Raw genomic sequence first — 24321 nt, 5'->3', positions numbered from 1 at the left:
ACACAACCCCGTTTTGGAGAAGCGCAATATGAGCATCATTATTCGCGGCGGCACCGTGGTCAATGCCGACCGGGCATTCAAGGCCGATGTGCTGTGCTTCGGCGACAAGATCGTCGCCGTTGGCGAAAACCTGGATGCGCCCGCATCCGCCACGGTGATCGACGCCAGCGGCCAGTATGTGATGCCGGGAGGGATAGATCCTCACACGCACATGAATTTGCCCTTCATGGGCACCGTGACGGCTGACGATTTCTTCACCGGCACGGCGGCGGGCCTGGCCGGCGGCACCACCACCATTATCGATTTCGTGATTCCCAGTCCGCAGCAGTCGCTGATGGAGGCTTACCACCAGTGGCGCGGCTGGGCGCAGAAGGCGGCCGGCGACTACACCTTCCACGTCGCCATCACCTGGTGGGACGAGAGCGTGCATCGCGACATGGGCACGCTGGTGCGCGACCACGGCGTGAACAGCTTCAAGCACTTCATGGCCTATAAGAACGCCATCATGGCGGACGACGAGACGCTGGTGAAAAGCTTCCGCCGCTGCCTGGAACTGGGCGCCATTCCCACCGTGCACGCGGAGAACGGGGAACTGGTCTATCAGCTGCAGCAGGACCTGATACGCCAGGGGCTGACGGGGCCAAGCTCGCATCCGCTTTCGCGTCCGCCGGCAGTGGAAGCCGAAGCGGCCAACCGCGCCATTGCGATTGCTGATGTGCTTCACACGCCGGTCTACATTGTGCACGTGTCTTGCCAGGAATCGCTGGAGGCGATCACGCGGGCGCGCGCCAACGGGCAGCGCGTGTACGGCGAAGCGCTGGCCGGGCATTTGATTATTGACGACAGCGTGTACCAGAGCGAGGACTTCGAGTTCGCCGCTGCGCACGTGATGAGCCCACCGTTCCGCAGCAAGCAGCACCAGGCCGCGCTGTGGCATGGCCTGCAAGGCGGGAATCTGCACACCACGGCCACGGACCACTGCACGTTCTGCGCCGAACAGAAGGCGGCCGGGAAGAACGACTTCAGCAAGATTCCGAACGGCTGCGGCGGCGTGGAAGACCGCATGGCGGTGATCTGGGATGCGGGCGTGAACACTGGACGGCTCACTCCGTCCGAGTTCGTCAAGGTGACGTCGGCCAATGCGGCGCAGATCTTCAATATCTACCCGCGCAAGGGACTGATCGCGGTGGGTTCGGATGCGGATATCGTGGTGTGGGACCCGCAGGGCACGCGCACGATTTCAGCCAAGACCCAGCACAACAAGGGCGGATTCAATGTATTCGAAGGGCGCACGGTGAAAGGCATTCCGTCGACCACGCTGGCGGCCGGCAAGATCGTCTGGCACCAGGGCGAGCTGCGCGCGGTTGAAGGCGCGGGCCGCCATATCGACCGTCCGGCATTCAAACCAGTCACCGCCACGTAGGGCGGGTTAGCGGGCACCGCGTAACCCGCCGGAGCCGCATGCGGCGTGAGCCGTCAAACCGATCACAAGCATCTAAGGAGTCTGATATGAACGAATTGCGTGTAAACGGCGACCGCCTGTGGGCCTCGCTGATGGAACTGGCCAAGATCGGCGCGACGGAAAAGGGCGGCGTCAAGCGCCTGACCCTGACGGACCTGGACAAGCAGGGCCGCGACCTGGTGGTTGGCTGGGCGAAGGAAGCCGGCATGAGCATCACCATCGACCAGATCGGCAATGTGTTCATGCGCCGCGACGGCCGCAACAACGCGCTGCCGCCCATCATGACGGGCAGCCATATCGACACCCAGCCCACCGGCGGCAAATTCGACGGCAATTACGGCGTGCTGGCCGGCATAGAGGTGGTGCGCACATTGAACGACCACGGCGTGCAGACCGAGGCGCCCATCGAGGTGGCGTTCTGGACCAACGAGGAGGGCTCGCGTTTCGTGCCGGTGATGATGGGCTCCGGCGTGTTCTGCGGCGCCTTCACGCTGGAGCACGCGTACGCCGCCAGGGACGTGGACGGCAAGACGGTGGGCGAGGAACTGGAGCGCATAGGCTATAAGGGCGACCAGGTGCCGGGCCAGCATCCCATCGGCGCTTATTTCGAGACCCACATCGAGCAAGGCCCGGTGCTGGAGGACGAGGGCAAGGTGATCGGCGTGGTGCCCGCGGTGATGGGGCTGTCCTGGTACGACTGCACCGTCACCGGCATGGAAGCGCACGCCGGGCCGACGCCCATGCATCTGCGGAAGGATGCGATGCAGGTGTCCACCCGCATCATCCAGGAAGTCGTTTCGATAGCAAACCGCTACCCTCCTTATGGCCGGGGCACGGTGGGCATGATGCAGGTTTTCCCAAATAGCCGCAACGTCATCCCGGGCGAGGTAAAATTCAGTATAGATTTGCGCAATGTGAATGATGAGCTGCTCAACACCATGCACGAGGAAATGTTGGCCTTTATCGAAAAAACCCGCCAGGAGACTAGGCTCGGCATCAAGATCGAGCGCGTTTCCTATTATCCGCCGTGTCCCTTCCATCCGGACTGCGTGGAGGCGGTGCGCAGCGCGACGGCCAGCCTGGGATACTCCACCATGGACGTGGTCTCCGGTGCGGGACATGACGCGATCTATGCCGCGCGCGTGGCGCCGGCCGGCATGATCTTCGTTCCGTGCAAGGACGGGATCAGCCACAACGAAATCGAGGATGCGAAACCCGAGCACCTCGAAGCCGGCTGCAACGTGCTGCTGCACGCCATGCTGGAGAGGGCAAGAGCCATGCAATGAGCGACCCGCGCCCGCCGTGTTCCGATGCGGATGCCCAGCGGCTGGGCGCGCTCCTCGCATGCACTCTCGATAATATCTCCGACGCCTTCCTGATGCTGGACCGGGACTGGCGCCTCACCTTCATCAACCGCGAAGCCGAACGCCTGCTGCACTGCACGCGTGAGGAAGTCATCGGCATGAACATCTGGGAGAAATTCCCGGAAGCGGTGGGCGGGCCGTATTACCAGGCCTACCACCGCGCCATCGCCACGCGCACTTCCGTGCTGTTCGAGGAATATTACGCACCGCTGGATTTGTGGACCGAGGTGCGGGCCTATCCTTCGGAGGAGGGCCTGGCGATCTACTTCCTCGACATCAGCACGCGCAAGGCGCAGGAGGCCGAGTTCCACCAGCTGGCTTTCTACGACCGCCTGACCGGCCTGCCCAACCGCCAGCTGCTGATGGACCGCATAGGCCGCGCGCTGGAGCGCTTCCGCCGCACCCTGCATTGCGGAGCGGTGCTGTTCATCGATCTCGACAACTTCAAATCCGTCAACGACGCGCGCGGACATGACAAGGGCGATATGCTGCTGCAGCAGGTGGGCCAGCGCCTGCTGCAATCGGTGCGTTCCAGCGACACGGTGGCGCGCTTCGGCGGCGACGAGTTTGTGGTGCTGCTGGAGGAGATGGGCGAGGGCGGCGAGGCGGCGGCGCTGCATGCGCGCGAAGTGGCTGACAAGGTCCTGCACGCCTTCGACCTGCCCTTCGATATCGCCGGCGTTCTGCACTACAGCACGCCCAGCGTGGGCGTGACCATTCTGGACAGCACCAGCGGCAGCATCGAGGAAGTGCTGAAGCGGGCCGACCTGGCCATGTACCAGTCCAAGGCGGCGGGGCGCAACACCAGCACCTGGTTCGAGGCCGGCATGGAGCAGCGCGTGGCGGCGCGCGCGGCGCTGGAGGCGGACTTGCGGCAGGCGCTGGGCGAGGGCCAGTTCGAGCTGCACTACCAGCCGCAGTGCGACCTGCGCCGCCAGATGACGGGCGCCGAGGCGCTGCTGCGCTGGCGCCATCCGCAGCGCGGCATGGTGCCGCCGGGCGAGTTCATTGCGCTCACCGAGGAAACCGGCATCATCATCCCGCTCGGCAGCTGGGTGCTGCGCACCGCCTGCGCGCAGTTGGCGCGCTGGGCGGACGATGCGCGCACTGCGCAGCTGCGCATGGCGGTCAACGTGAGCGCGCAGCAGTTCCACCGGCCGGACTTCGTGGAGCAGGTGCTGGCTGCGTTGGCCGAGACCGGCGCCCGCGCCGACCGGCTCAAGCTGGAGCTGACCGAGAGCCTGCTGCTGAAGGATGTGGAAGCGACGATAGCGCGCATGGAGCTGCTGCGGACCGAGGGCGTGGGCTTTTCGCTGGACGATTTCGGCACCGGCTATTCCTCGCTGTCGTATCTGCACCGGCTGCCGCTGGAGCAGCTCAAGATAGACCGCTCCTTTGTGTGGGACGCGGACAGCGGCCGCCATGGCAAGGCCATCGTGCATACCATCGCGGGGCTGGGCAAGGCGCTGCGCATCGAAGTGATGGCCGAAGGCGTGGAGACGGAAGCGCAGCTGGAGCTGATACGCGAGGGCGGCTGCCATCTGTTCCAGGGTTATCTGTACAGCAGGCCGCTGCCGCCGGACGCGCTGCAGGCTTTCATCGAGCAGGCGTCGCTGGCCGCTTTTCCCGTATGATGCAAGCTGGCCCACGTGTATAGATATCCGTGCAAAGAAATGATCTGATCAGCTGCCATGATTGCGGTGTGCTCTACCGCCGCCGCCCGCTGGCGCCGCGCGAGAAGGCGCGCTGCGTGCGCTGCGGCTCGGTGCTGTACCGCGGCGCACCGCCCAGGCTCAACCGGGTTGCCGCCATCACGCTGGGCGCCATCATTGTTTTCCTGATAGCGCAATTTTTCCCCATTGTTGAACTGGACGTGAACGGCTACACCGTCAGCGCCACGCTGCTGGGCGCCATCCGCGTGCTGTGGCAGGAGCAGATGCAGGCCGTGGCGGTGAGCGTGCTGCTGTTCACCTTTGTGTTCCCCGCCATTGAACTGGGCGCGCTGCTGTACGTCACGCTGGCGCTGCGCGCCGGCTACCAGCCGCCCGGCTTCCACCGCCTGCTGCGGGCGGTGCGCAAGGCGCGCCAGTGGGGTATGACGGAGGTGCTGATGATAGGCATCCTGATCACGCTCATCAAGATGACCAGCCTGGCGAAGGTGGTGGCCCAGCCCGGCCTGTTCGCCTTCGGCGCGCTGACGCTGCTGCTGACGGTGGTGGTGTCCTTCGACCCGCGCGCGCTGTGGCTGATGGGCGATGGCCTGGCGGCGCGGGACAAGCCGCAGCAGGACCGGCCCATGCGCTACAAGGCGCTGGAAGGCGCGCGTCCGCCGCTGGCCTGCCATGCCTGCGGCCTGGTGGCGGCAGACAGCGGCAAAGGCCACGGACAGCGGCAACACTGCGCGCGCTGCGGCAGCACCTTGCACCGCCGCCTGCCGGACAGCATCAGCCGCACCTGGGCGCTGCTGCTGGGCGCGGCCATCCTCTACATTCCCGCCAACCTGCTGCCGGTGATGTACACGCACTCCCTGTTCGGCAAGGAGGACGACACCATCATCAGCGGCGTGGTCTACTTCTGGAACAGCGGTTCGCCGGCGCTGGCGGCCATCATCTTCATTGCCAGCATCGTGGTGCCGGTGGCCAAGCTGGCTGCGCTGGCGCTGCTGGCCACCACCTCGCAGCGCGGCTCGCGCTGGCGGCCGCGCCAGCGCACGGTGCTGTACCGCCTGGTGGAGTTCGTGGGCCGCTGGTCCATGCTCGATATCTTCGTCATCACGCTGACGGTGGGGCTGGTGCGTTTCAGTTCGCTGGCCGTGATTACCGCCGGTCCGGGCGCGCTGGCCTTCTGCGCCGTGGTGGTGCTGACCATGCTGGCGTCCATGCAGTTCGATCCGCGTTTGATATGGGACGCGGTGGATCACAAGAAATCTGGAGAAAAGAATGCCTGAACACGAAGGCGAACATCCCGTCCTGCCCGAACCGCAAGTGGAGAAGGCCAGCCGCTGGCTGCCTTCGCTGGTGTGGCTGGTGCCGCTGCTGGCCGCGCTGATCGGCCTGGGGCTGGTGGCGAAGTCGGTGCTGGACCAGGGGCCGACGGTGGAAGTGAGTTTCCGCAGCGGCGACGGCCTGGAGGCCGGCAAGACCAAGGTGAAATACAAGGACGTGGACATCGGCATCGTGCGCACCATTGCGCTGCACCCGGACCTGTCCAGGGTGCTGGTGACCATAGACATGAGCAAGGACGCCAAGCGCTTCACGGCGGCCGACACGCGTTTCTGGGTGGTGCGGCCGCGCGTGGGCGCCAGCGGGGTTTCTGGCCTGGGCACGCTGCTGTCCGGCGCCTACATCGGCGTGGACGCGGGCAAGGGCGCGCTGGGCGCTGAAAAATTCACCGGCCTGGAACGCGCGCCGCCGGTCACGGTGGACCAGAAGGGCAGCCAGTTTACGCTGCATGCGGACACCCTGGGTTCGATCGATATCGGCTCGCCGGTGTTCTACCGCCGCATCCAGGTGGGGCAGGTGATCGACTTTGCGCTGGAGCCCAAGGGCACGGGCGTGTCGATGCGGGTATTCGTGAACGCGCCGTATGACCAGCACGTGGGCCGGAACACGCGCTGGTGGCACGCGAGCGGCGTGGACCTGCGCCTGGACTCGTCGGGCTTCAAGCTCAATACGCAGTCGCTGGCGGCCCTGCTGGTGGGCGGTATAGCCTTCGAATCGCTGAGCGGCCAGAAACCCGCTGCGGTGGCGCCCAGCGGCTCCGAGTTCCTGCTGGCGGACGACCAGGCCAGCGCCATGCGCGAGCCGGATGGGCAGCCGATACCGAGCGTGTTCTATTTCGACCAGTCGCTGCGCGGCCTGTCGCCCGGCGCCACGGTGGACTTCCGGGGCATCGTGCTGGGCGAGGTGCGCTCGGTGGGCGTGGAATACGATCCGAAGAAGAAGAGCTTCCGCATGCCGGTGACGGTGGACCTGTATCCGGCGCGGCTGGGCAAGCGCTTCCAGCAGGCGCTGGCGGCGGACCCGGAGGGCAAGGCCGGTTCCGAGGTGCTGGAGCGCATGGTGAGTCGCGGCTTGCGCGCGCAGCTGCGCACCGGGAACCTGCTCACCGGACAGCTGTATATCGCGCTCGACTTCTTCCCCAATTCGGCGCAGGTCAAGCTGGACGTGGACCAGTATCCGATGGAGCTGCCCACGATACCGAACAGCCTGGAGGAATTGCAGACGCAGATTTCCAGCATCGCGCGCAAACTGGACCAGGTGCCGTTCGCCGACATCGGCAACAACCTGAACGCCACGCTGAAGAACGCCAACGCGCTGTTCAAGCAGCTCGACACGCAGGTAGTGCCGGAGATGAAGAACACGCTGGGCGCGGCGAAGCAGACCTTCGGCACGGCGGAGCAATTGCTGCAAAAGGATTCGCCGGTGCAGTCCGACCTGCGCGAAGCGCTGCAGCAGCTGACGCAGACGCTGCAATCGCTGAACGCGCTGTCCGACTATCTGGAACGCCATCCCGAATCGCTGATACGGGGCAAGCAAGGAGACAAGAAATGACGCAGTATTTCCGTGACGCCGCAACCGCAAGCGCCGCCGCATTTGCTGCCGCACTTTCTGCATTTGCCGCTACCGCGCTGCTGAGCGGCTGCGCCAGCTCGCTGCCGGTGGAGCGCTTCTACAGCCTGACTGCGGGCGCCCCGCCTTCCACCGCATCCCCTGCCGATGCCGGCGGCGCTCAGGCGAAGACGCCGCTGTACATCGAGCTGCAGGCGGTGTCCGTGCCGCAGCAGGTCAGCCGCAATCAGCTCGTGGTGACGAGCGGCGCGGGCAGGGTGGAACTGCTGGAGCAGGAGCGCTGGGCGGCGCCGCTGGCCTCGGAGATCGGGCAGGCGCTGTCGCTCGGCGTAACGGCCGAATTGGGCGCCATCGACGTGTTCCGCACGCCGACGCCGGAGCAGGCCACGGTCTACCGCATCAGCACCAATGTGCAGCGCTTCGAATCCGCGCCCGGCCAGTACGCGCTGGTGGACGCGGTTTGGAGCGTGCGCAGGATCGGCGGCAGCGGCAGCAGCAAAGTACTGACCTGCCGCACCTTCGCCAGCGAACCCGTGGCGGCGGGCTACGACGCGCTGGTGGCAGGCCACCGCCGCGCCATCGCCCGCATCGCGGCCGGCATCTCGCAAGCCGTCCGCGCACAAGCCGGCGGCGCCGCGCCTGCCTGCCCGTCCGCGCCGCAAGGCGCTGCCGGCGGCTGAACCGTACCGGCGCGCGGCTTACTCCGCCAGATCCGGCTCCGTGATAAAGCGCGCCTCGGCGGCCCATATCACGCAGGCGCGCGCCAGCAGCTTGGCCTCGCCGTCGGCCAGCACGCCGTCGGCGTCGGCGATATTCCACATGGCGCGCAGCAGTTCGCGGCGCAGCTCCGAATCCGTGATGTCCGCCAGGAGCAGGTCCGTGGTGCCGGGATCGAGCTCCACGTAGTCGTTCTTCACATTGCAGGCCAGCAGGTCGTAGCACAGCTCCTGCACCAGGTCGTGAAAGCTGTCCATATCGATATCGATGTGCTCCAGCAGGCGTGAACGTTCCAGTGCGCGCAGTTCGGACGGCGCCATATGGCCGTCCACCACCATGGCCAGGGCCAGGATGCGGCCAGCCGCGCTGGCGCTGTTGGGTTGGTAATGTCGCATTGTGCTGCTCCTTGTGTGTGTAGGTTAGTTGTTGCTCTTGCGGGTGGCATAAAGGCTTGCCAGCACGCTGCCCGCGATCAGCGTCGCCACCACGGCCAGCGAGATATGCACCGGCATGTGGAACCACGGCATGATCAGCATCTTCGCGCCGATAAAGATCAGCACCAGCGCCAGGCCGTACTTCAGCAGATGGAAGCGCCCCGCGATATCGGCCAGCAGGAAGTACAACGCCCGCAAGCCCAGGATCGCAAACATGTTCGACGTGAACACGATGAACGGGTCCGACGTGATGGCGAAAATGGCCGGTATCGAATCCACCGCGAACACCAGGTCGGTCGCCTCGATCAGGATCAGCACCAGGAACAGCGGCGTCACATAACGCAGGCCGTCCTTGAAGACGAAGAACTTCTCGCCATGGTCGCCCTCCGACACGCGCAGGTGGCGGCGCGCAAGGCGCAGCACGGGATTCTTCTGCAGGTCCGGTTCGTGGTCGGCCGCCACCATCATGCGGATGCCGGTGATGGCCAGGAAGGCGCCGAACACGTACAGCATCCAGCTGAATTCACTCACCACCCAGGCGCCCGCCATGATCATCACGGCGCGCATCACGATGGCGCCCAGCACGCCGTAGATCAGCACGCGGCGCTGGTATTCGGGCTTCACGTGGAAGGACGAGAAGATCAGCAGGAAGATGAAGATGTTGTCGACCGAGAGCGCCTTTTCGATCAGGTAGCCCGACAGGAATTCCAGCGCCTTGCGCTCGGCGATTTCCGGTCCCACGGCGCCCTGCAGATACCACCACAGGCCGGCGTTGAACAGCAGTGCGAGCGAAAACCAGATCAGCGACCACGTGCCCGCCTCGCGCACAGTGACCTTGTGCGCCTTGTCGCCGCCGAAGACATACAGATCGAGCGCCAGCATCGCCAGCACGAAGACGACGAAGCCAGCCCACATGGGCGCCGTCGCAAACTGCTCCAGGCCGTTCATATCCACCTCCTTGTAGAAAGACCATGGTAAGCATGGAACTGACATCGAACAATTCGAATATACTTGGCCGATACATCGAAAAAATGGATGATAGACCGCCATGACCACGCTCAACTTCAAGCATCTGCGCTATTTCTGGATGGTGGCGCGCACCGGCAGCATCGCCAAGGCGGCGGAGCAGCTGCACCTGACGCCGCAGTCCATTTCCGGCCAGCTGAGCGAGTTCGCAGACACGCTGGGCGTGGAGCTGTTCCGCCGCGTTGGGCGGCGGCTGGAGCTGACGGACACCGGGCAGCGCATGCTGCACCACGCGGAGGAGATTTTCCGTTCAGGCGACGAGCTGCTGGAAGTGGTGCGCGACCAGGCCGGCGCGGCCAACGCCACCTTCCGTGTCGGCGTTTCCGATTCGGTGTCCAAGGCCATCGCCTGCGAGCTGGTGGCGCCCGCGCTGTCCCTGCCGTCGCCGACGCGGCTGATCTGCCGCGAAGGGCGCATGGAAGCCTTACTGGCTGACCTGGCGGTGCACAAGCTGGACCTCATCATCGCCGACCGCGCCATGCCCAGCCACCTGCATGTGCGCGGCTACAGCCACCTGCTGGGCGAAAGCCAGCTGCAGGTGCTGGCCGCTCCGGCGCTGGCCGCCAGCTTGCGCGGCGCTTTCCCGGATTGCCTGAACCACGCGCCGCTGCTGCTGCCGGGCGAGGACTTCGCAGTGCGCCCCAAGCTGATGCAATGGCTGCAGGAGCATGTCGCCCATCCGCACGTGGTGGGCGAGTTCGATGACAGCGCCATGATCAAGGCCTTCGGCCAGTCCGGCGCAGGCCTGTTCTTCGTGCCGGCCGCCATTGCGGGGCGCGTGTGCCAGCAGTACGGCGTGGCTGTGGTGGGCAGCATTCCCACGCTGCGCGAGCGCGTCTACGCCATTACCACCGAGCGCCGCATCAGCCACCCGATTACGCAAGCGATCAGCCAGGCGGCTCAGCGCACCTTGTCGGTTTGAGCGCCGGCGGCGGGGCGTAGCGCATCCACCAGTTCCCGGGCGTAGCCGGGCAGGTCGGCGTAGTGGCGAACGCAGATCAGCAGCTTGCGCACGGCCCACGGATCGGTGATGTGGACGTGGCGGATGTCCATTGCGCCGCTTGAGCGCAGCACGGCTGATTCGGGCAGCACCGCCAGCCCGGCGCCGCTGGCGGCCATGCGGCAGACCGCGTCCAGGCTGCGCAGGCGCACGCGGTAGGTCAGGCGCTTGCCCAGCCGCGCGGCGTGGCCGGCGATGTATTTGTGCAGCGCGCTGTCGCCCGCCAGGCCGATGAAGTCGTAGCCCAGCGCGTCCGTGAAGGCCATGCTGCGCTTGCGTTTCAGCTGCGCGGCCAGCGGGTGGCTGGGCGACATCGCCAGCACCAGCCTGTCGTCGCGGAAGGGATGGGTTTCCAGGCCGGTGCTGTCCACTGAGTCCGCGATCACGCCGATGTCGGCCAGGCCGTCCTTGATGGCTTGCACGATGTCGTAGCTGAGGCGTTCCTCGAGGTCGATATTCACTTGCGGATGCGCCGCCATGAAGCCCGCCAGCGCGTCCGGCAGGAACTCGGCCAGCGCGGAGGTGTTGCACATCACCCGCACATGCCCTTTCAGGCCGGATGCGTACTCGCCGAGGTCGGCGCGCATCTTCTCCATTTGCTGCGTGATCATGCGCGCGTGGTGCAGCAGCGTGCGGCCCGCTTCCGTGGTTTCCACGCCGCGCCTGCCGCGCTCCAGCAGCGGCACGCCCAGCGCTTCCTCCATGCCGCGTATGCGCGCGCTGGCCGACGCCAGCGCCAGGTGCGACTGTTCGGCGCCGGAGGTGATGCTGCCGCTTTCGGCTACGTGCAGGAACAGGCGCAGATCGGTGAGGTCGAATCGCATGGTGGTTTCCGGGTTAGCCTTCGGATCAGCCGTAGGCAGGCTGAGTATATTCCACATTTTCGCCGCCGTGGCGCCGTGCCAGACTGGGGGCCATGGAAAATATCATCTACATCACCGTGGTGTTCCTGCTTGCGGGAATGGTCAAAGGCGTAACCGGCATGGGGCTCCCGACCGTGGCGGTGGCCATGCTTAGCCTGGTCATGTCGCCAGTGGAGGCTGCGGCGCTGCTGATCGTGCCTTCGCTTTTGACGAATGTGTGGCAGCTGCTGTCCGGCTCGCCGGTGTATCCGCTGTGGCAGCGCTTGTGGCCCATGATGGCGGGTATCTGCATCGGCACCGGCGCGGGCACGCTGGTGGGCGGGGCGCTGGCCGTCGATGCGAAGATGGCCAGCGGTGCGCTGGGCGTGGCGCTGGTGGCGTATGCGGCCATGGGGCTGCTGTCGCTGCGCTGGCGTTTGCGCGGCAGCGAAGGCGTGATGTCGCCGGCTATCGGGGCGCTGACCGGCGCCATCACGGCGGCCACCGGCGTGTTCGTGATACCGGCCGTGCCGTATTTGCAGGCGCTGGAACTGGAGAAGGATGAGCTGGTGCAGGCGATGGGTTTGGCGTTCACCGTGTCCACCGTGGCGCTGGCGGTGTCGCTGGCGGCGCGCGGCGCGTGGCAGCCGGCGGCGGCGGGGATGTCGTTTGTGGCGCAGCTGCCGGCGGTGGCCGGCATGCTGCTGGGGCAGCGCCTGCGCAGCCGCATGGCGCCCGAGCTGTTCCGGCGCTGCTTCCTGTTCGCGCTGCTTTTGCTAGGCATGCACCTGGCGCTGGACGCGGCCTGGCACTAAGTGTCGGCGGCGCTTGGCGGGTTACGGTGCTTTGCACCTAACCCGCCCTACGGGATCGAGGCACGCAATGACTTCGTAGGGCGGGTTAGGCGCAGCCGTAACCCGCCATGCGTCAAGGCAGAGTATTCAGCACCTCGGCTATCTGCTCGCGCAGCCAGCGGTTGGCGGGGTCGCTGTCGACGTTGGCGTGCCAGTACAGCTGGTTGTCGATATGCGCCAGTTCCAGCGGCAGCGCCAGCAGCTGGTGGCCGAACTGCTGGTTCAGCACCTGCCCGTAGCGCTCCGGCATGGTCAGCAGCAAATCGGTCTGGCTTACCACTGTGCAGGCGGTGTAGTAGTGCTGGCAGCGCATGCGGATGCGGCGCTGCAGGCCGCGCCGGCTCAGTTCCACGTCCTCCAGGCTGGGCCCGCTGCGCCGCGAGCTGACCTGGATGTGCTCCTGCCGCAAATACATCTCCAGGTCCAGCGCATGCTGCACCTGTGGATGCCCTGCGCGCACCAGCACCACGGTCTGGTCGGACGGCAGCCGCATCTGGCGGATATCCTTGGACAGCGGCAGCAGCAAATCGATGGCCGCGTCGATGCTGCCCGCCGCCAGCTCGCCTTCCAGGTCGCCGCGCGCCACGCGCAGCGCGTTCACGCCCACCGACGGCGCGGCCTGCGCGATGCGCGCCATCAGCGGCGGCAATATGGTCGGCTCGACCACGTCGCGCATGGCGAGCGTGAAGGTGCGTTCACTGGTGGCAGGGTCGAAGCGTTCGGCGCCGTTCAGCGTGACTTCAAAGCCGCGCAGCGCCTGCCGCACCGGCTCGATGATGCTGCGCGCCAGCGGCGTCGGCACCATCACATGGCCCTGGCGTTCAAACAGCGCGTCGTTGAGCAGGGTGCGCAGGCGCGCCAGCGCGTGGCTGATGGCGGGCTGCGTCAGATTCATCTTCAGGCTGGCGCGCGTCAGGCTGCCCTCCGTGTAGATGGCGTCGAACACGACGAACAGATTCAGGTCGACTTTGGCTATATGCATGAGTTTTATTGGGAAGCATTAAAACTATTCATTTGATGAATTCTACACCGCAGGCTAAGCTGTGTTTCATTCTTTTTGTTACACGGAGCACGCGGGATGGGACAAATTTATCTGGTTCGCCACGGCCAAGCCTCGTTCGGATCGGCCAATTACGACCAGCTGTCGCCGCTGGGTTTTGAGCAGTCGCGCCTGCTGGGGCAATGGTTCGCCAACAGCCGCCAGATTTTCCAGCGCGTGGTCTGTGGCGGCATGGTGCGCCACCGGCAGACGGCTGATACCTGCTTGTCCGAACTGCCGAAGCCGCTGCTGGCCGACACGGAATGGCTGACCGATCCGGGCTTTGCGGAATTCAACCATGTGGAAGTACTGGTCAGGCACTGCCCGGAATTTTCCTCGCCGGAGGAATTCCGCGCTTACGCTGCGCTCCAGCCGGACCCCAAGCACGCCTTCGAGCATATCTTTGTCGCGGCGATGCAGCGCTGGATGGGCGGCGCGCATGACGGCGACTACACGGAGAGCTGGAAAGCCTTCCAGGCGCGCTGCGTGGGCGCGCTGGAGCGCCTGACGGAGCAGGGCGCGGAATCGGAAACGACGGTGGTGTTCACCTCCGGCGGCGCTATTTCGGCGCTCTGCCAGCACCTGCTGGACCTGCCCGACCACAAGACACTGGAGCTGAACTGGTCCATCGCCAATTGCTCGGTGACCAGGCTGCAGCACCGCCCGGGCAAGACCAGCTTGAGCTATTTGAACAACTTTGCCCATCTGGAATGGCTGGGCGAGGCAAATAGCGTTACTTACCGCTAATTTTCTTGGCTTGAGACGGCAAGATTGCCGTCTTTTTTTCGCCATAACATATCAGACGTCTGACAGGCTGTCGCGAAAAAAATGCCCGATGCAAGAGTATCGGGCCGGGCCGTTCAGCGGTCTTTGCTTGCTTCGTATTGCTCGTGCGCGCGCCGCAGGCGCTCGCGGCTGTTGCTGAGGTGGGTGCGCATGGCGGCGCGCGCCGATTCGGGATCCTGGCGCGCGATGGCGCTGTAGATGTCCTCGTGCTCGCGCCGCACCCGCTCAAGGTAGATCTCCGGTGCGTCGCGCGGAATGTGGGCCGAGGTCTGGCGCGCCTGCGGCAGCAGTTCCAGGTTGATGTGGCTCAGCACATCGTGCAGGTAGGGGTTGTTGGCCGCCTGCGCAATCGACAGGTGGTATTGCGTGTCCGCTGTTGCTGTTTCGCCGCCGCTGTTGCAGCGAGCCAGGAAGGCGTCCAGCGCCGCGCGGATGCGCGCCAACTGGGGCTCGCTGCGGCGGTTGGCCGCCAGTCCTGCGGCTTCGGTCTCCAGGCTGATGCGCAACTCCAGTATGGACAGCACGTCCTCTTTCGTCATCCCGGACTTGGCGCCCAGCCCCATGTGCTGCGGCGCGCGGCCCAGCACAAAGGTGCCCACGCCCTGGCGCGTCTCCACCATGCCGGCCGCCTGCATATGCGAAATTGCCTCCCGCACCACCGAGCGGCTGACGCCCAGCGCGCGGATGATCTCGGCCTCCGACGGTACTTTCTCGCCCGGCGCAATGCGGCCGTCCTTGATCAGGTCTGCAACATAGCTGACGACGCCGTGCGCCAGCGAGCGCGATTTTGGGAGGGGGGTGATGGGGCGGCTTGATTCCATGGATGGGCTGGGTCTCAAAACACAAGTTGCGTTTTCTAAAAGTGATGATTATACTTGCTTCCAAGTTGTCAGACGACCGATAACTTGGGGCCGGCACTACCAGCGTTACGGCGAGACAAAAAGGACAGCGCGGCAACGCATGATCCTCCGCCGACGTGAAGAAGAAAATTCTTACACCATGGAGGAGACAACCATGCAACACCGCACCCGCACATCCCCGCACCGCCTGGCCCGCACATCCATTGCCCTTGCCGTCCTGACCCTGGCCGGGCAGGCCGCCGCGCAGCAGACCGAAGCGGCCGCCGCCGCCGCGCCCATGCAGAAGGTGGAAGTCACCGGTTCCACCATCAAGCGCGTGGCCAGCGAAATGGCTTTGCCGGTCACCACCGTCAAGGCCGACGAATTCGCCAACGCCGCCCTGACCACGGTGGCCGACGTGGTGACGTCCATGCCGGTCGCTTCCACCAACGTGCCTTCCGCCGCCGGCGCCGGCACCAACATGAATATGCGCGGCATCGGCATCAACCGCACGCTGGTGCTGCTCAACGGCCGCCGCATGGTCAACGAACCGCTCAGCAACGGCTTCGTCAACGTCGACATGATACCGATGAGCGCTCTGAACCGCGTGGAAGTGCTGCGCGACGGCGCCTCCTCCACCTACGGCACCGACGCCATCGGCGGCGTGGTCAACTTCATCACCAAGCGCACCTACAATGGCCTGAACGTCACCGCGCAGGGCGTCGTGCCGGAGGCCTCCGGCGGCGGCCGCGAACACCGCCTGAGCGTGTTGGGCGGCATCGGCAATCTGGAAACGGACGGCTGGAATATCTACGCCACGGTGGACACGCACAAGCGCACCGCGCTGGACGCCAACGACCGCCCGGAGCTGACCAGCCCCGAACGGCTGGCCGAGCTGGGCATCGCGCCGCGCGCCACCACCGGCAGCTACGCGCAGCCGGCCAATATTTTCTCGCCCAGCACCGGCATCACCGGCAATCCCTATTTCTCGGCCGGCTGCACGCCGCCGTACTCCACGCCGGCGCTGCGCAACACCTGCATCCAGAACGCCAACTACTATGTGCTGGCGCTGCCGGCCAACTCGCAAACCACCTTCTTCACCAAGGGCAGCCTGAAGCTGTCCGAAGACCACCTGGTGACGGCCGAGCTGCTGTACGCGAAAGAACACATCACCACGCAGCGCGCGCCCAGCACCACGGTGGGCTTCAACGGCGCGGTGGCGCAGATCACGCCGAGCAGCCCATACTACCCGGGCGGCTCGGCCGGCGTGCCCGCCATTCCGGGCCTGAACGGCTCCACGCTGAACGTGTCCTGGAGCGTGGCCGAACTGGGGCCTGCCATCGCGCGCGACCAGCAGCAGGCCACGCGCCTGGTGGTGGCGGACGAAGGCCGCATCGGCCAGTGGGACTACCGCCTGGGCTTCATCTACGGCGCCGGCGAGCGCGATTCCTGGTTCCGCCAGGGCTATGTGAACGGCCTGAAACTGCAGGCCGGCGTGCGCAACGGCATCTTGAATCCCTTCGGCACGCAGAGCGCGGCCGGTCTGGCCTACCTGAAGGACATCTCGGCCGACGGCGGCCAGATCCGCCACACCACCAATCTCTACACCGGCGTTGACCTGACCGTGACGCGCGAGCTGATGCAGCTGGGCGGCGGCGCGCTAACCCTGGCCACCGGCGCCGAGTTCCACCACGACGGCAACAAGGACCGCGCGCTGGACGGCGTGATCGACGTGCCCTACCAGAACCGCCTGCCCAGCTACGCCGCCGGCCAGCGCAACATCAGCGCGCTGTTCGTGGAGACCGACCTGCCTGTGACCAAGGAGCTGGACTTCAACGTGGCCGCGCGCGCCGACCGCTATTCGGACTTTGGCAACACCGTCAATCCGAAAGCCAGCTTCCGCTACCAGCCTTTGAAGAACCTGATGCTACGCGGCTCGGCCAGCACCGGCTTCCGCGCGCCTACCCTGTTCGACCGCTACGGCTACCGCCTGCCCGGCGCCACCGCGCTCACCACCAGCCGCTGGGACGATCCGCTGCTGTGCCCCGGCACGCCGGGCCTGGCGGGCACCGGCAAGGCGGTGGCCGGCGCCAATCCGCTCATCGTCTGCAACGCGCTGCTGCCGGTGCAGCAGGGCAGCAATCCGGATGTGCTGCCGGAGAAGTCGCGCAGCCTGACGCTGGGCGTGGTGCTGGAACCGATGCGCAATATGATGCTGTCGCTGGACTACTACAATATCCACTTCCGCAACAGCATCGGCCAGCTGCCGCAGAACGCCATCTTCACCAACCCGGCCAAGTACACCGACCTGTTCGTGCGCAACGCGGACCGTTCGCTGGCCTACGTGAAGAACACCGTGATGAACCTGGGCGACCTGCGCACCAGCGGCGTGGACGTGGGCTTCAGCTACGGCTTCCCGCGCCAGCCCGTGGGCGACTTCAAGATCGGCCTGGACGGCACCTATGTGCACCAGTTCGAGAACCAGAACGAGAAGGACGGCGTGTGGATTTCCAACCTGGGCCGCTTCGGTTCGGTCGGTTCGGGCAACGTCAGCGCCAGCCCCACCTACACCTTCCGCTGGAAGCACACGCTGCGCATGTCGTGGGCCAAGGGCGACTGGTTCTCGCAGCTGACGCAGAACTTCAACACCGGCTACCACGACCTGAACAACGTGGCGCCCGAGTACTTCCGCGACATCAAGCCCTACTCGGTGTGGAACCTGACCGCTTCCTACAAAGGCTTCAAGCACATCACCGTGACCGGAGGCGTGAGCAATCTGTTCGACACCGCGCCGCCCGTCACCAATTCGAATTCGACTGCCTACGCCAACAACATCGCCAGCCCGATTGGCCGCGCGTTCAACGCCAGGATCAGTTACGAGTTTTAAGGCCGGCCCCGGCCCTTTTGGCGGGCGCGCCGCCGCAACGCAAACGCGGTGCGCCCACCCTTTTTTGAACCCAATGCGAGACAGCACATGAAAATCGAACGAGTACAAGGAACCGTGTTCCACTATCTGACCAGCCGCAGCGTCGATAGCGCGGGACATTCCCATCCCGGCCCGGAGAAGCGCGCCAACATGGCTATGATCACCATCACCGCCGACGACGGCAGCAAGGGCTACGCCTTCGGCCCGCCGGAAGTGGTGCGTCCGCACATCCTGGAGGCGTTCGCCCGCAAGGTGCTGATCGGGCAGGATCCATTCGACCGCGAGCGCCTGTGGCAGGACCTGGTGCACTGGCAGCGCGGCAGCGCCGGCCAGCTCACCGACCGCGCGCTGGCCGTGATCGAGCAGGCGCTGTGGGACCTGGCGGGCCGCGCGCTGAACACGCCGGTGTACAAGCTGCTGGGCGCCTACCGCGACAAGGTGCCGGCCTACGGCAGCACCATGTGCGGCGACGAGCTGAAAGGCGGCCTGTCCACGCCGGACGAATACGCGGCCTTCGCGGTCAAGCTGGTGGAGCGCGGCTACAAGGCCATCAAGCTGCATACCTGGATGCCGCCGGTCTCCTTCGCGCCCAGCGTGGCGATGGACATCAAGGCCTGCGCCGCAGTGCGCGAGGCGGTCGGTCCGGACGTGGCGCTGATGCTGGACGGGTATCATTGGTACAGCCGCGGCGACGCGCTCACCATAGGCCGCGCGCTGGAACGGCTCAACTTCGCTTGGTTCGAGGAGATGATGAACGAGCAAAGCATCGCGTCCTATGCCTGGCTGGCCAACCAGCTCGACATCCCCATCGTGGGGCCGGAGTCGATCTCGGGCAAGCACCACAGCCGCGCCGACTGGGTGCAGGCCGGCGCCTGCGACATCCTGCGCGCCGGCGTGCCGGGCGTGGGCGGCATCACGCCGACCATGAAGGTGGCGGCGCTGGCGGACGCTTTCGGCATGAACTGCGAAGTGCACGGCAACGGCGCGGCCAACCTGGCCGTCACCGCCGCCATCAAGAACTGCGAGTGGTACGAGCGCGGCCTGCTGCATCCCTTCCTGGACTACGACGTGCCGCCGGCCTATCTGCGCAGCCTGCCGGACGCGATGGACGCCGACGGCTTTGTGCACCTGTCGCAGCAGCCGGGCCTGGGCGAAGACATCGACTTCGACTACATCGCGGCGAGCACCGTGGAATCCTACTAAGGCCCGGCCATGAAACGTGCAATCAAACGTGCGTGCGCGCTGGCCGTGGCCGTGGCGCTGGCGCTGCCGGGCGCACCTGCGCTGGCCGCTACCCCGCGCGACCAGCTGGTGATCGGCATGAACATGAACAACCTGCTGTCGCTGGACCCTGCCGGCGCCACTGGCAACGACGTGCTGGGCGTGGTGGCCAACCTGTACGACTACCTGGTGGAGCTGGACCCGCATGACCTGAGCAAGGTGCATCCCGCGCTGGCCGAGCGCTGGGAGATCGCACCCGACGGCATGAGCCTGACCCTGACGCTGCGCGGCGACGCGCGCTTCCAGAGCGGTCGCGCGCTCACCGCCGCCGACGCGGCCTGGTCGTTGCAGCGCGTGCTCAAGCTGAACCTGGCCATGGCCTCGCCGTGGAAAAGCTACGGCTTCAGCGCCGGCAACGCCGAGCGCCTGATCCAGGCGGTGGACGCGCGCACCCTGCGCATCACGCTGCCCGAGCCGACCGACCCGAAGATGGTGCTGTACACGCTGGGCACCTCGGTCAGCGCCGCCATCCTGGACCGCGACACGGTGCTGTCGCACGAAAAGAACGGCGACCTGGGCGCGGCCTGGCTGCTGACGCACGCCGCCGGTTCCGGCCCCTACGCGCTGACCGAGTGGCGCGCCAAGGACGCCATGCTGCTGGACCGCTACGACGCCTACTGGCGCGGCCCGGCCAAGCTGCGCCGCGTGGTGATGCGGCACGTGCCGGAGTCGCTGTCGCTGCGCTTCATGATCTCGCGCGGCGACGTGGACCTGGCGGCCGGCATGGCCGGTCCCGACATCGAAGCGCTGCGGCACGACGCCAGCGCGGTGGTGCAGCCGGTGCTGCGCGGCACCTCCTACTACGTGGCGGTGAGCATGAAGGACGCCAAGTTCGCCGACAAGCGCGTGCGCCTGGCGCTGCGCAAGCTGATCGACTACGACGGCATCAACAAGGCCATCATGCCGCACTACGGCGTGGCGCATCAGCGCCCGGTGATGATAGGCCTGGCGGCCACGCTGCCCGATCCGGGCTACAAGCTGGACGTGCCGGCGGCGAAAAAGCTGCTGGCCGAGGCGGGCTACCCGAACGGCTTCCGCACCACCATCAAGGTGCTGTCCGATCCGCCCATGATCAATATCGCCACCGCGCTGCAAGGCACGCTGGCGCAGGCCGGCATCGAAGCCAGCATCCAGTCCGGCACCGGCAACCAGGTGTATGGCGCCATGCGCGACCGCAAATTCGAAATCGTGGTGGGGCGGGGCGGCGGCGGCGTGGAGCCGCATCCGCACGCCAACCTGCGCGCGCTGGTCTACAACCCGGACAACCGCGACGCCGCCAAGCTGACCAACTTCCAGGGCTGGCGCACTTCCTTCCACAGCCAGGAAATCAACCGGCTGATCGAGCAGGCGGTGCGCGAGCGCGACCCCGACACGCAGAACGCCATGTACCGAGAAGTGCAGCAGCTGTACGACAGCGAAGTGGGCGCCATCCAGCCCATCTCGCAGATGCTGGAGACCGTGGTGCTGAGCAAGCGGGTGCACGGCTACGTGGGACACCCGTCCGCCACCACCCACCTGCGGGACGTCTACAAAGATTAGACGCCCGCCAAAATAACAAGGGAGACAAGACATGAAAGCTTTCTGGGCGCGCGCCGGCACCATGCGAACGCGTTTGCTGAGCACCCTGGCCACGCTGTGCGGCTTGCTGGTGCTGACCTTCTTCATCGGCCGCGTGATGCCGATCGATCCGGTGCTCTCCATCGTCGGGCCGGACGCGGACGCGTCCACCTACCAGCAGGCTGCGGCGCGCCTGGGCCTGGACCAGCCGCTGTGGATGCAGTTCGGCCGCTACCTGGGCGAACTGGCGCACGGTAACCTCGGCACCTCGCTGCTGACCGGGAACGCCGTCAGCGCCGACATTGCGCGGGTGTTCCCGGCCACGGTGGAACTGGCCACGCTGGCCATCGTGCTCGGCGTGCTGGCCGGCGTGCCGCTGGGCGTGTGGGCCGCCAGCCGGCGCGGCCGCCTGGTGGACCATGTGGTGCGCGTCATCAGCCTGGCGGGCCACTCCACGCCGGTGTTCTGGTTCGCCATGATGGGACTGCTGGTGTTCTACGCCTGGCTGGGCTGGGCCGGCGGCTCCGGGCGCATCGCGCTGATGTACGACGGCGCCATCCCCTCCGTCACCGGCCTGCTGCTGATCGACACGCTGCTGGCCGGGAACTGGGACGCCTTCGCCAACAGCGTCAAGCACATCCTGCTGCCGGCCTGCATCCTGGGCCTGCATTCGATGGCCTATATCAGCCGCATGACGCGCAGCTTCATGCTGGCGCAGCTGTCGCAGGAATACATCCTCACGGCGCGCGTGAAGGGGCTGTCCGAGGCGGCTGTGATCTGGCGCCACGCCTTCCGCAACATCCTGGTGCAGCTGCTTACCATCGTCGCGCTGGCCTACGGCGGCCTGCTGGAGGGCGCGGTGCTGATCGAGACCGTGTTCGCCTGGCCGGGCTTCGGCCAGTACCTGACCAACAGCCTGCTGCTGGGCGATATGAATTCGGTGATGGGATGCGTGCTGCTGGTCGGCGTCATCTTCGTCACGCTTAATCTCGTCTCGGACGCCTTGTACCAAGTTTTCGACCCACGGATGCACTGATGCTGACACCTACCATGACTGCCGCGCCGAAGCCGGACGCCGCCCCCGCCACGCCGCCATCGCCGCGCGCGGCCGGCCCCGCCACCGCCGGCTCCGCGCTGCGCGAATCGCTGCGGCGCGCACTGCGCCACCTGCTGCTCAATCCCATGACGCTCGCGGGCCTGATCGTGATCCTGCTGCTGATCGCGGTAGCCTGCTTCGCGCCCTGGATCGCCACCCACGACCCGCTGCGCCAGGACTTGGCCGCCACCTTGCAGGCGCCCGGCGCCGCGCACTGGTTCGGCACCGACGAATACGGCCGCGACACCTTCAGCCGCCTGGTCTACGGCGCCCGCACCACCTTGTACATCGTGGGCCTGGTCACCATCGTGGTCGGCCCGGTGGGGCTGGCGGTGGGTGCCACTTCCGGCTACTTCGGCGGCTGGGTGGATACGCTGTTCATGCGCATCACCGACATCTTCATTTCCTTCCCCAGCCTGGTGCTGGCGCTGGCCTTCGTGGCCGCGCTCGGGCCGGGCCTGGAGCACGCGGTGATCGCCATCGCGCTCACCGCCTGGCCGCCCATCGCCCGCCTGGCGCGCGCCGAAACGCGCACCCTGCGCAAGGCCGACTTCGTGGCGGCCGTGCAGCTGCAGGGCGCTTCGCCGCTGCGCATCCTGGTGCGGCACATTGCGCCGCTGTGCCTGTCCTCGGTGCTGGTGCGGCTGACCATGAATATGGCCGGCATCATCCTCACAGCTGCGGGCCTGGGCTTCCTCGGCCTGGGCGCGCAGCCGCCGTCGGCCGAGTGGGGCGCCATGATCTCGGCCGGACGCCGCTACATGATGGAGTGCTGGTGGCTGGTGGCCATGCCCGGCGCCGCCATCATGGTGGTGAGCCTGGCCTTCAACCTGCTGGGCGACGGCCTGCGCGACGTGTTCGATCCACGCAGCTGACAAGGACCAATGATGACAAACACAGAGACCAAGCTGGAAGTGGAAGACCTGAGCGTGCGCTTCGCCACGCGCGACGGACTGGTGGACGCGGTGCGCGGCGTGTCGTTCAAGCTGGGGCGCGAGAAGCTGGCCATCGTCGGCGAATCCGGCTCCGGCAAATCGACCGTGGGCCGCACGCTGCTGAAGCTGCACCCGGCCAGCGCCCGCATCGACGCGCGCGTGCTGCGCTTCGGCGATACCGACCTGCTGCAGGCCGGCGAAAAGCAGATGCGCGCCATACGCGGCCAGCGCATGTCCATGATCATGCAGGACCCCAAGTATTCGCTGAACCCGGTGATGAAGGTGGGCGACCAGATCGCAGAAGCCCTGGTGGCGCACGAGAGCGGCCGGCGCCTGCCGCGCGCCGAGGTGCGCGAGCGGGTCATCGCCATGCTGGAGCAGGTGCGCATCCGCGAACCTCAGCGCGTGTACGAGCGCTATCCGCACGAGATCTCCGGCGGCATGGGCCAGCGCATCATGATTGCGATGATGCTGATCCCGAATCCGGAAGTTGTGATCGCCGACGAGCCCACATCGGCGCTGGACGTGTCTGTGCGCGCGCAAGTGCTGTCCGTGCTGGACGACCTGGTGGGCCAGCGCGACCTGGGCCTGGTCTTCATCAGCCACGACCTGAACCTGGTGCGCCACTTTTGCGACCGCGTGCTGGTGATGTATGCGGGCCGCGTGGTGGAGTCCATCGCGGCGGCGGACCTGGACCACGCCCAGCATCCTTACACCCGCGGCCTGCTGGCCGCGCTGCCCAGCATAGACGTGCGGCGCCCGGCGTTGCCGGTGCTGCAGCGCGATCCCGCCTGGCTCACCAATTAGGAGTTCGATTCATGATCACGGTAAATGAACTGGCGCTGTCCTTCGGCAGCGGCGGCCAGCGCAACAAGGTATTGAACGAAGTGGGCTTCTCGGTGAAGGAGGGCGAGGTATTCGGGCTGGTGGGTGAATCGGGCTCCGGCAAGAGCACGGTGCTGCGCTGCCTGGCCGGGCTGTACTCGCACTGGGAAGGGGAGATGGCTATCGCCGGCCAGCCGCTGGGCCGCAAGATAGACCGCGAACGCTGCCGGCTGATGCAGATGGTGTTCCAGGATCCTTACGGCTCGCTGCATCCGCGCCACACTGTGGACACGGCGCTGTCCGAGCCGCTGAAGATCCACAAGATGGACAACATCGGCGAGCGGGTGCGGCAGATGCTGCTGAAGGTGGGCCTGAATGAGTCCTTCCGCTACCGCTACCCGCACCAGATGTCGGGCGGCCAGCGGCAGCGCGTGGCGATCGCGCGCGCGCTGATACTGGAGCCGCGCATCCTGCTGCTGGACGAGCCCACGTCCGCGCTGGACGTGTCGGTGCAGGCCGAGATCCTGAACCTGCTGGCCGAGCTGCGCGCGCGCGACGGCCTGACCTACATCCTGGTGACGCACGACCTGGGCGTGGTGGTGCACCTGTGCGACCGCGTGGCGGTGATGCAGCAAGGCCGCATCGTCGACACGCTTGACAGCGCCTCGCTCAGCAACGGCGGCGCCACCCACCCCTACACGCGCAGCCTGGTCGATGCAACGCGGAGCTACAGCCGGGAGATGGCGGCCGTGTGAGGTCTGGGCAGG

General features: G+C 66.3%; 21 protein-coding genes. 16 read left to right on the top strand and 5 right to left on the bottom strand.

Annotation, left to right across the window (positions count from 1 at the left end; genetic code table 11):
- Positions 1-28: 28 nt before the first annotated feature.
- The 6 genes from hydA (at position 29) to GTP77_RS12790 (ending at position 8077) form a co-directional block, all read left to right on the top strand.
- A complete protein-coding gene (hydA, locus tag GTP77_RS12815; RefSeq protein ID WP_161072546.1) occupies positions 29-1423 on the top strand; it encodes a dihydropyrimidinase in 1395 nt (464 codons plus the stop codon).
- A gap of 86 nt (positions 1424-1509) precedes the next feature.
- A complete protein-coding gene (locus tag GTP77_RS12810; RefSeq protein WP_161072545.1) occupies positions 1510-2748 on the top strand; it encodes a Zn-dependent hydrolase in 1239 nt (412 codons plus the stop codon).
- Positions 2745-4460: a putative bifunctional diguanylate cyclase/phosphodiesterase gene (locus tag GTP77_RS12805; RefSeq protein WP_161072544.1), complete on the top strand. Its 1716-nt coding sequence runs from the start codon at positions 2745-2747 to the stop codon at positions 4458-4460. The genes GTP77_RS12810 and GTP77_RS12805 overlap by 4 nt, the downstream gene beginning before the upstream one ends.
- Positions 4461-4489: 29 nt before the next feature.
- A complete protein-coding gene (locus GTP77_RS12800; RefSeq protein ID WP_161072543.1) occupies positions 4490-5773 on the top strand; it encodes a paraquat-inducible protein A in 1284 nt (427 codons plus the stop codon).
- On the top strand, positions 5766-7379 hold the full coding sequence (locus GTP77_RS12795) for a PqiB family protein (RefSeq protein WP_161072542.1): 1614 nt from the start codon (positions 5766-5768) through the stop codon (positions 7377-7379). Before GTP77_RS12800 ends, GTP77_RS12795 begins: the two co-directional genes overlap by 8 nt.
- Positions 7376-8077 carry a PqiC family protein gene (locus tag GTP77_RS12790; protein ID WP_161072541.1) on the top strand — a complete coding sequence of 234 codons (702 nt, stop codon included), beginning with the start codon at positions 7376-7378 and terminating at the stop codon, positions 8075-8077. The genes GTP77_RS12795 and GTP77_RS12790 overlap by 4 nt, the downstream gene beginning before the upstream one ends.
- Before the next feature lie 18 nt (positions 8078-8095).
- Here GTP77_RS12790 and GTP77_RS12785 read toward each other — a convergent pair whose 3' ends face one another.
- Both GTP77_RS12785 and GTP77_RS12780 read right to left on the bottom strand, forming a co-directional pair.
- A complete protein-coding gene (locus GTP77_RS12785; protein ID WP_161072540.1) occupies positions 8096-8509 on the bottom strand; it encodes a tellurite resistance TerB family protein in 414 nt (137 codons plus the stop codon).
- Between the two features lie 24 nt (positions 8510-8533).
- Entirely contained in the window at positions 8534-9496 is a 963-nt protein-coding gene (locus GTP77_RS12780) for a TerC family protein (RefSeq protein WP_161072539.1), read from the bottom strand.
- A 100-nt stretch (positions 9497-9596) separates the two neighbouring features.
- Between GTP77_RS12780 and nhaR the strand changes: the two genes are divergently transcribed.
- Positions 9597-10496 (top strand): transcriptional activator NhaR, encoded by a 900-nt coding sequence (gene nhaR / locus GTP77_RS12775; RefSeq protein ID WP_161072538.1) that lies wholly within the window; start codon positions 9597-9599, stop codon positions 10494-10496.
- Here nhaR and GTP77_RS12770 read toward each other — a convergent pair.
- Positions 10475-11398: a LysR family transcriptional regulator gene (locus GTP77_RS12770; protein WP_161072537.1), complete on the bottom strand. Its 924-nt coding sequence runs from the start codon at positions 11396-11398 to the stop codon at positions 10475-10477. The two genes, nhaR and GTP77_RS12770, sit on opposite strands and share 22 nt — an antisense overlap.
- Positions 11399-11490: 92 nt before the next feature.
- Here GTP77_RS12770 and GTP77_RS12765 point away from each other — a divergent pair, with 92 nt between their 5' ends.
- Complete coding sequence (locus GTP77_RS12765; RefSeq protein WP_161072536.1) at positions 11491-12231, top strand: sulfite exporter TauE/SafE family protein; 741 nt, start codon at positions 11491-11493, stop codon at positions 12229-12231.
- Positions 12232-12343: 112 nt separating this feature from the next.
- Here GTP77_RS12765 and GTP77_RS12760 read toward each other — a convergent pair whose 3' ends face one another.
- On the bottom strand, positions 12344-13252 hold the full coding sequence (locus GTP77_RS12760) for a LysR family transcriptional regulator (protein WP_161072535.1): 909 nt from the start codon (positions 13250-13252) through the stop codon (positions 12344-12346).
- Between the two features lie 96 nt (positions 13253-13348).
- Between GTP77_RS12760 and GTP77_RS12755 the strand changes: the two genes are divergently transcribed.
- Positions 13349-14056 (top strand): histidine phosphatase family protein, encoded by a 708-nt coding sequence (locus GTP77_RS12755; protein WP_161072534.1) that lies wholly within the window; start codon positions 13349-13351, stop codon positions 14054-14056.
- Between the two features lie 113 nt (positions 14057-14169).
- Here the strand turns inward: GTP77_RS12755 and GTP77_RS12750 are convergent, their stop codons facing one another.
- Complete coding sequence (locus tag GTP77_RS12750) at positions 14170-14916, bottom strand: FadR/GntR family transcriptional regulator (protein WP_161072533.1); 747 nt, start codon at positions 14914-14916, stop codon at positions 14170-14172.
- Between the two features lie 193 nt (positions 14917-15109).
- Between GTP77_RS12750 and GTP77_RS12745 the strand changes: the two genes are divergently transcribed.
- The 7 genes from GTP77_RS12745 to GTP77_RS12715 all read left to right on the top strand — a co-directional run bounded on the left by GTP77_RS12745 (position 15110) and on the right by GTP77_RS12715 (position 24309).
- Positions 15110-17821: a TonB-dependent receptor plug domain-containing protein gene (locus GTP77_RS12745; protein WP_229202175.1), complete on the top strand. Its 2712-nt coding sequence runs from the start codon at positions 15110-15112 to the stop codon at positions 17819-17821.
- A gap of 87 nt (positions 17822-17908) precedes the next feature.
- Positions 17909-19063, top strand: a complete 1155-nt coding sequence (locus GTP77_RS12740; RefSeq protein ID WP_161072531.1) for a mandelate racemase family protein — start codon at positions 17909-17911, stop codon at positions 19061-19063.
- 9 nt (positions 19064-19072) lie between these two features.
- Complete coding sequence (locus GTP77_RS12735) at positions 19073-20680, top strand: ABC transporter substrate-binding protein (protein WP_161072530.1); 1608 nt, start codon at positions 19073-19075, stop codon at positions 20678-20680.
- A gap of 31 nt (positions 20681-20711) precedes the next feature.
- Positions 20712-21734: an ABC transporter permease gene (locus GTP77_RS12730; protein ID WP_161072529.1), complete on the top strand. Its 1023-nt coding sequence runs from the start codon at positions 20712-20714 to the stop codon at positions 21732-21734.
- Positions 21734-22669 carry an ABC transporter permease gene (locus GTP77_RS12725; protein WP_229202174.1) on the top strand — a complete coding sequence of 312 codons (936 nt, stop codon included), beginning with the start codon at positions 21734-21736 and terminating at the stop codon, positions 22667-22669. Before GTP77_RS12730 ends, GTP77_RS12725 begins: the two co-directional genes overlap by 1 nt.
- A 9-nt stretch (positions 22670-22678) precedes the next feature.
- Positions 22679-23536, top strand: coding sequence for an ABC transporter ATP-binding protein (locus GTP77_RS12720; RefSeq protein ID WP_371869354.1), 858 nt, complete (start codon positions 22679-22681; stop codon positions 23534-23536).
- Between the two features lie 11 nt (positions 23537-23547).
- Positions 23548-24309 (top strand): ABC transporter ATP-binding protein, encoded by a 762-nt coding sequence (locus GTP77_RS12715; RefSeq protein WP_161072528.1) that lies wholly within the window; start codon positions 23548-23550, stop codon positions 24307-24309.
- The last annotated feature ends 12 nt before the right edge of the window (positions 24310-24321 follow it).

Source organism: Pseudoduganella aquatica (assembly GCF_009857595.1).
Lineage (GTDB): Bacteria > Pseudomonadota > Gammaproteobacteria > Burkholderiales > Burkholderiaceae_D > Rugamonas > Rugamonas aquatica_A.
This window is presented reverse-complemented; position numbering and strand designations above follow the sequence as displayed.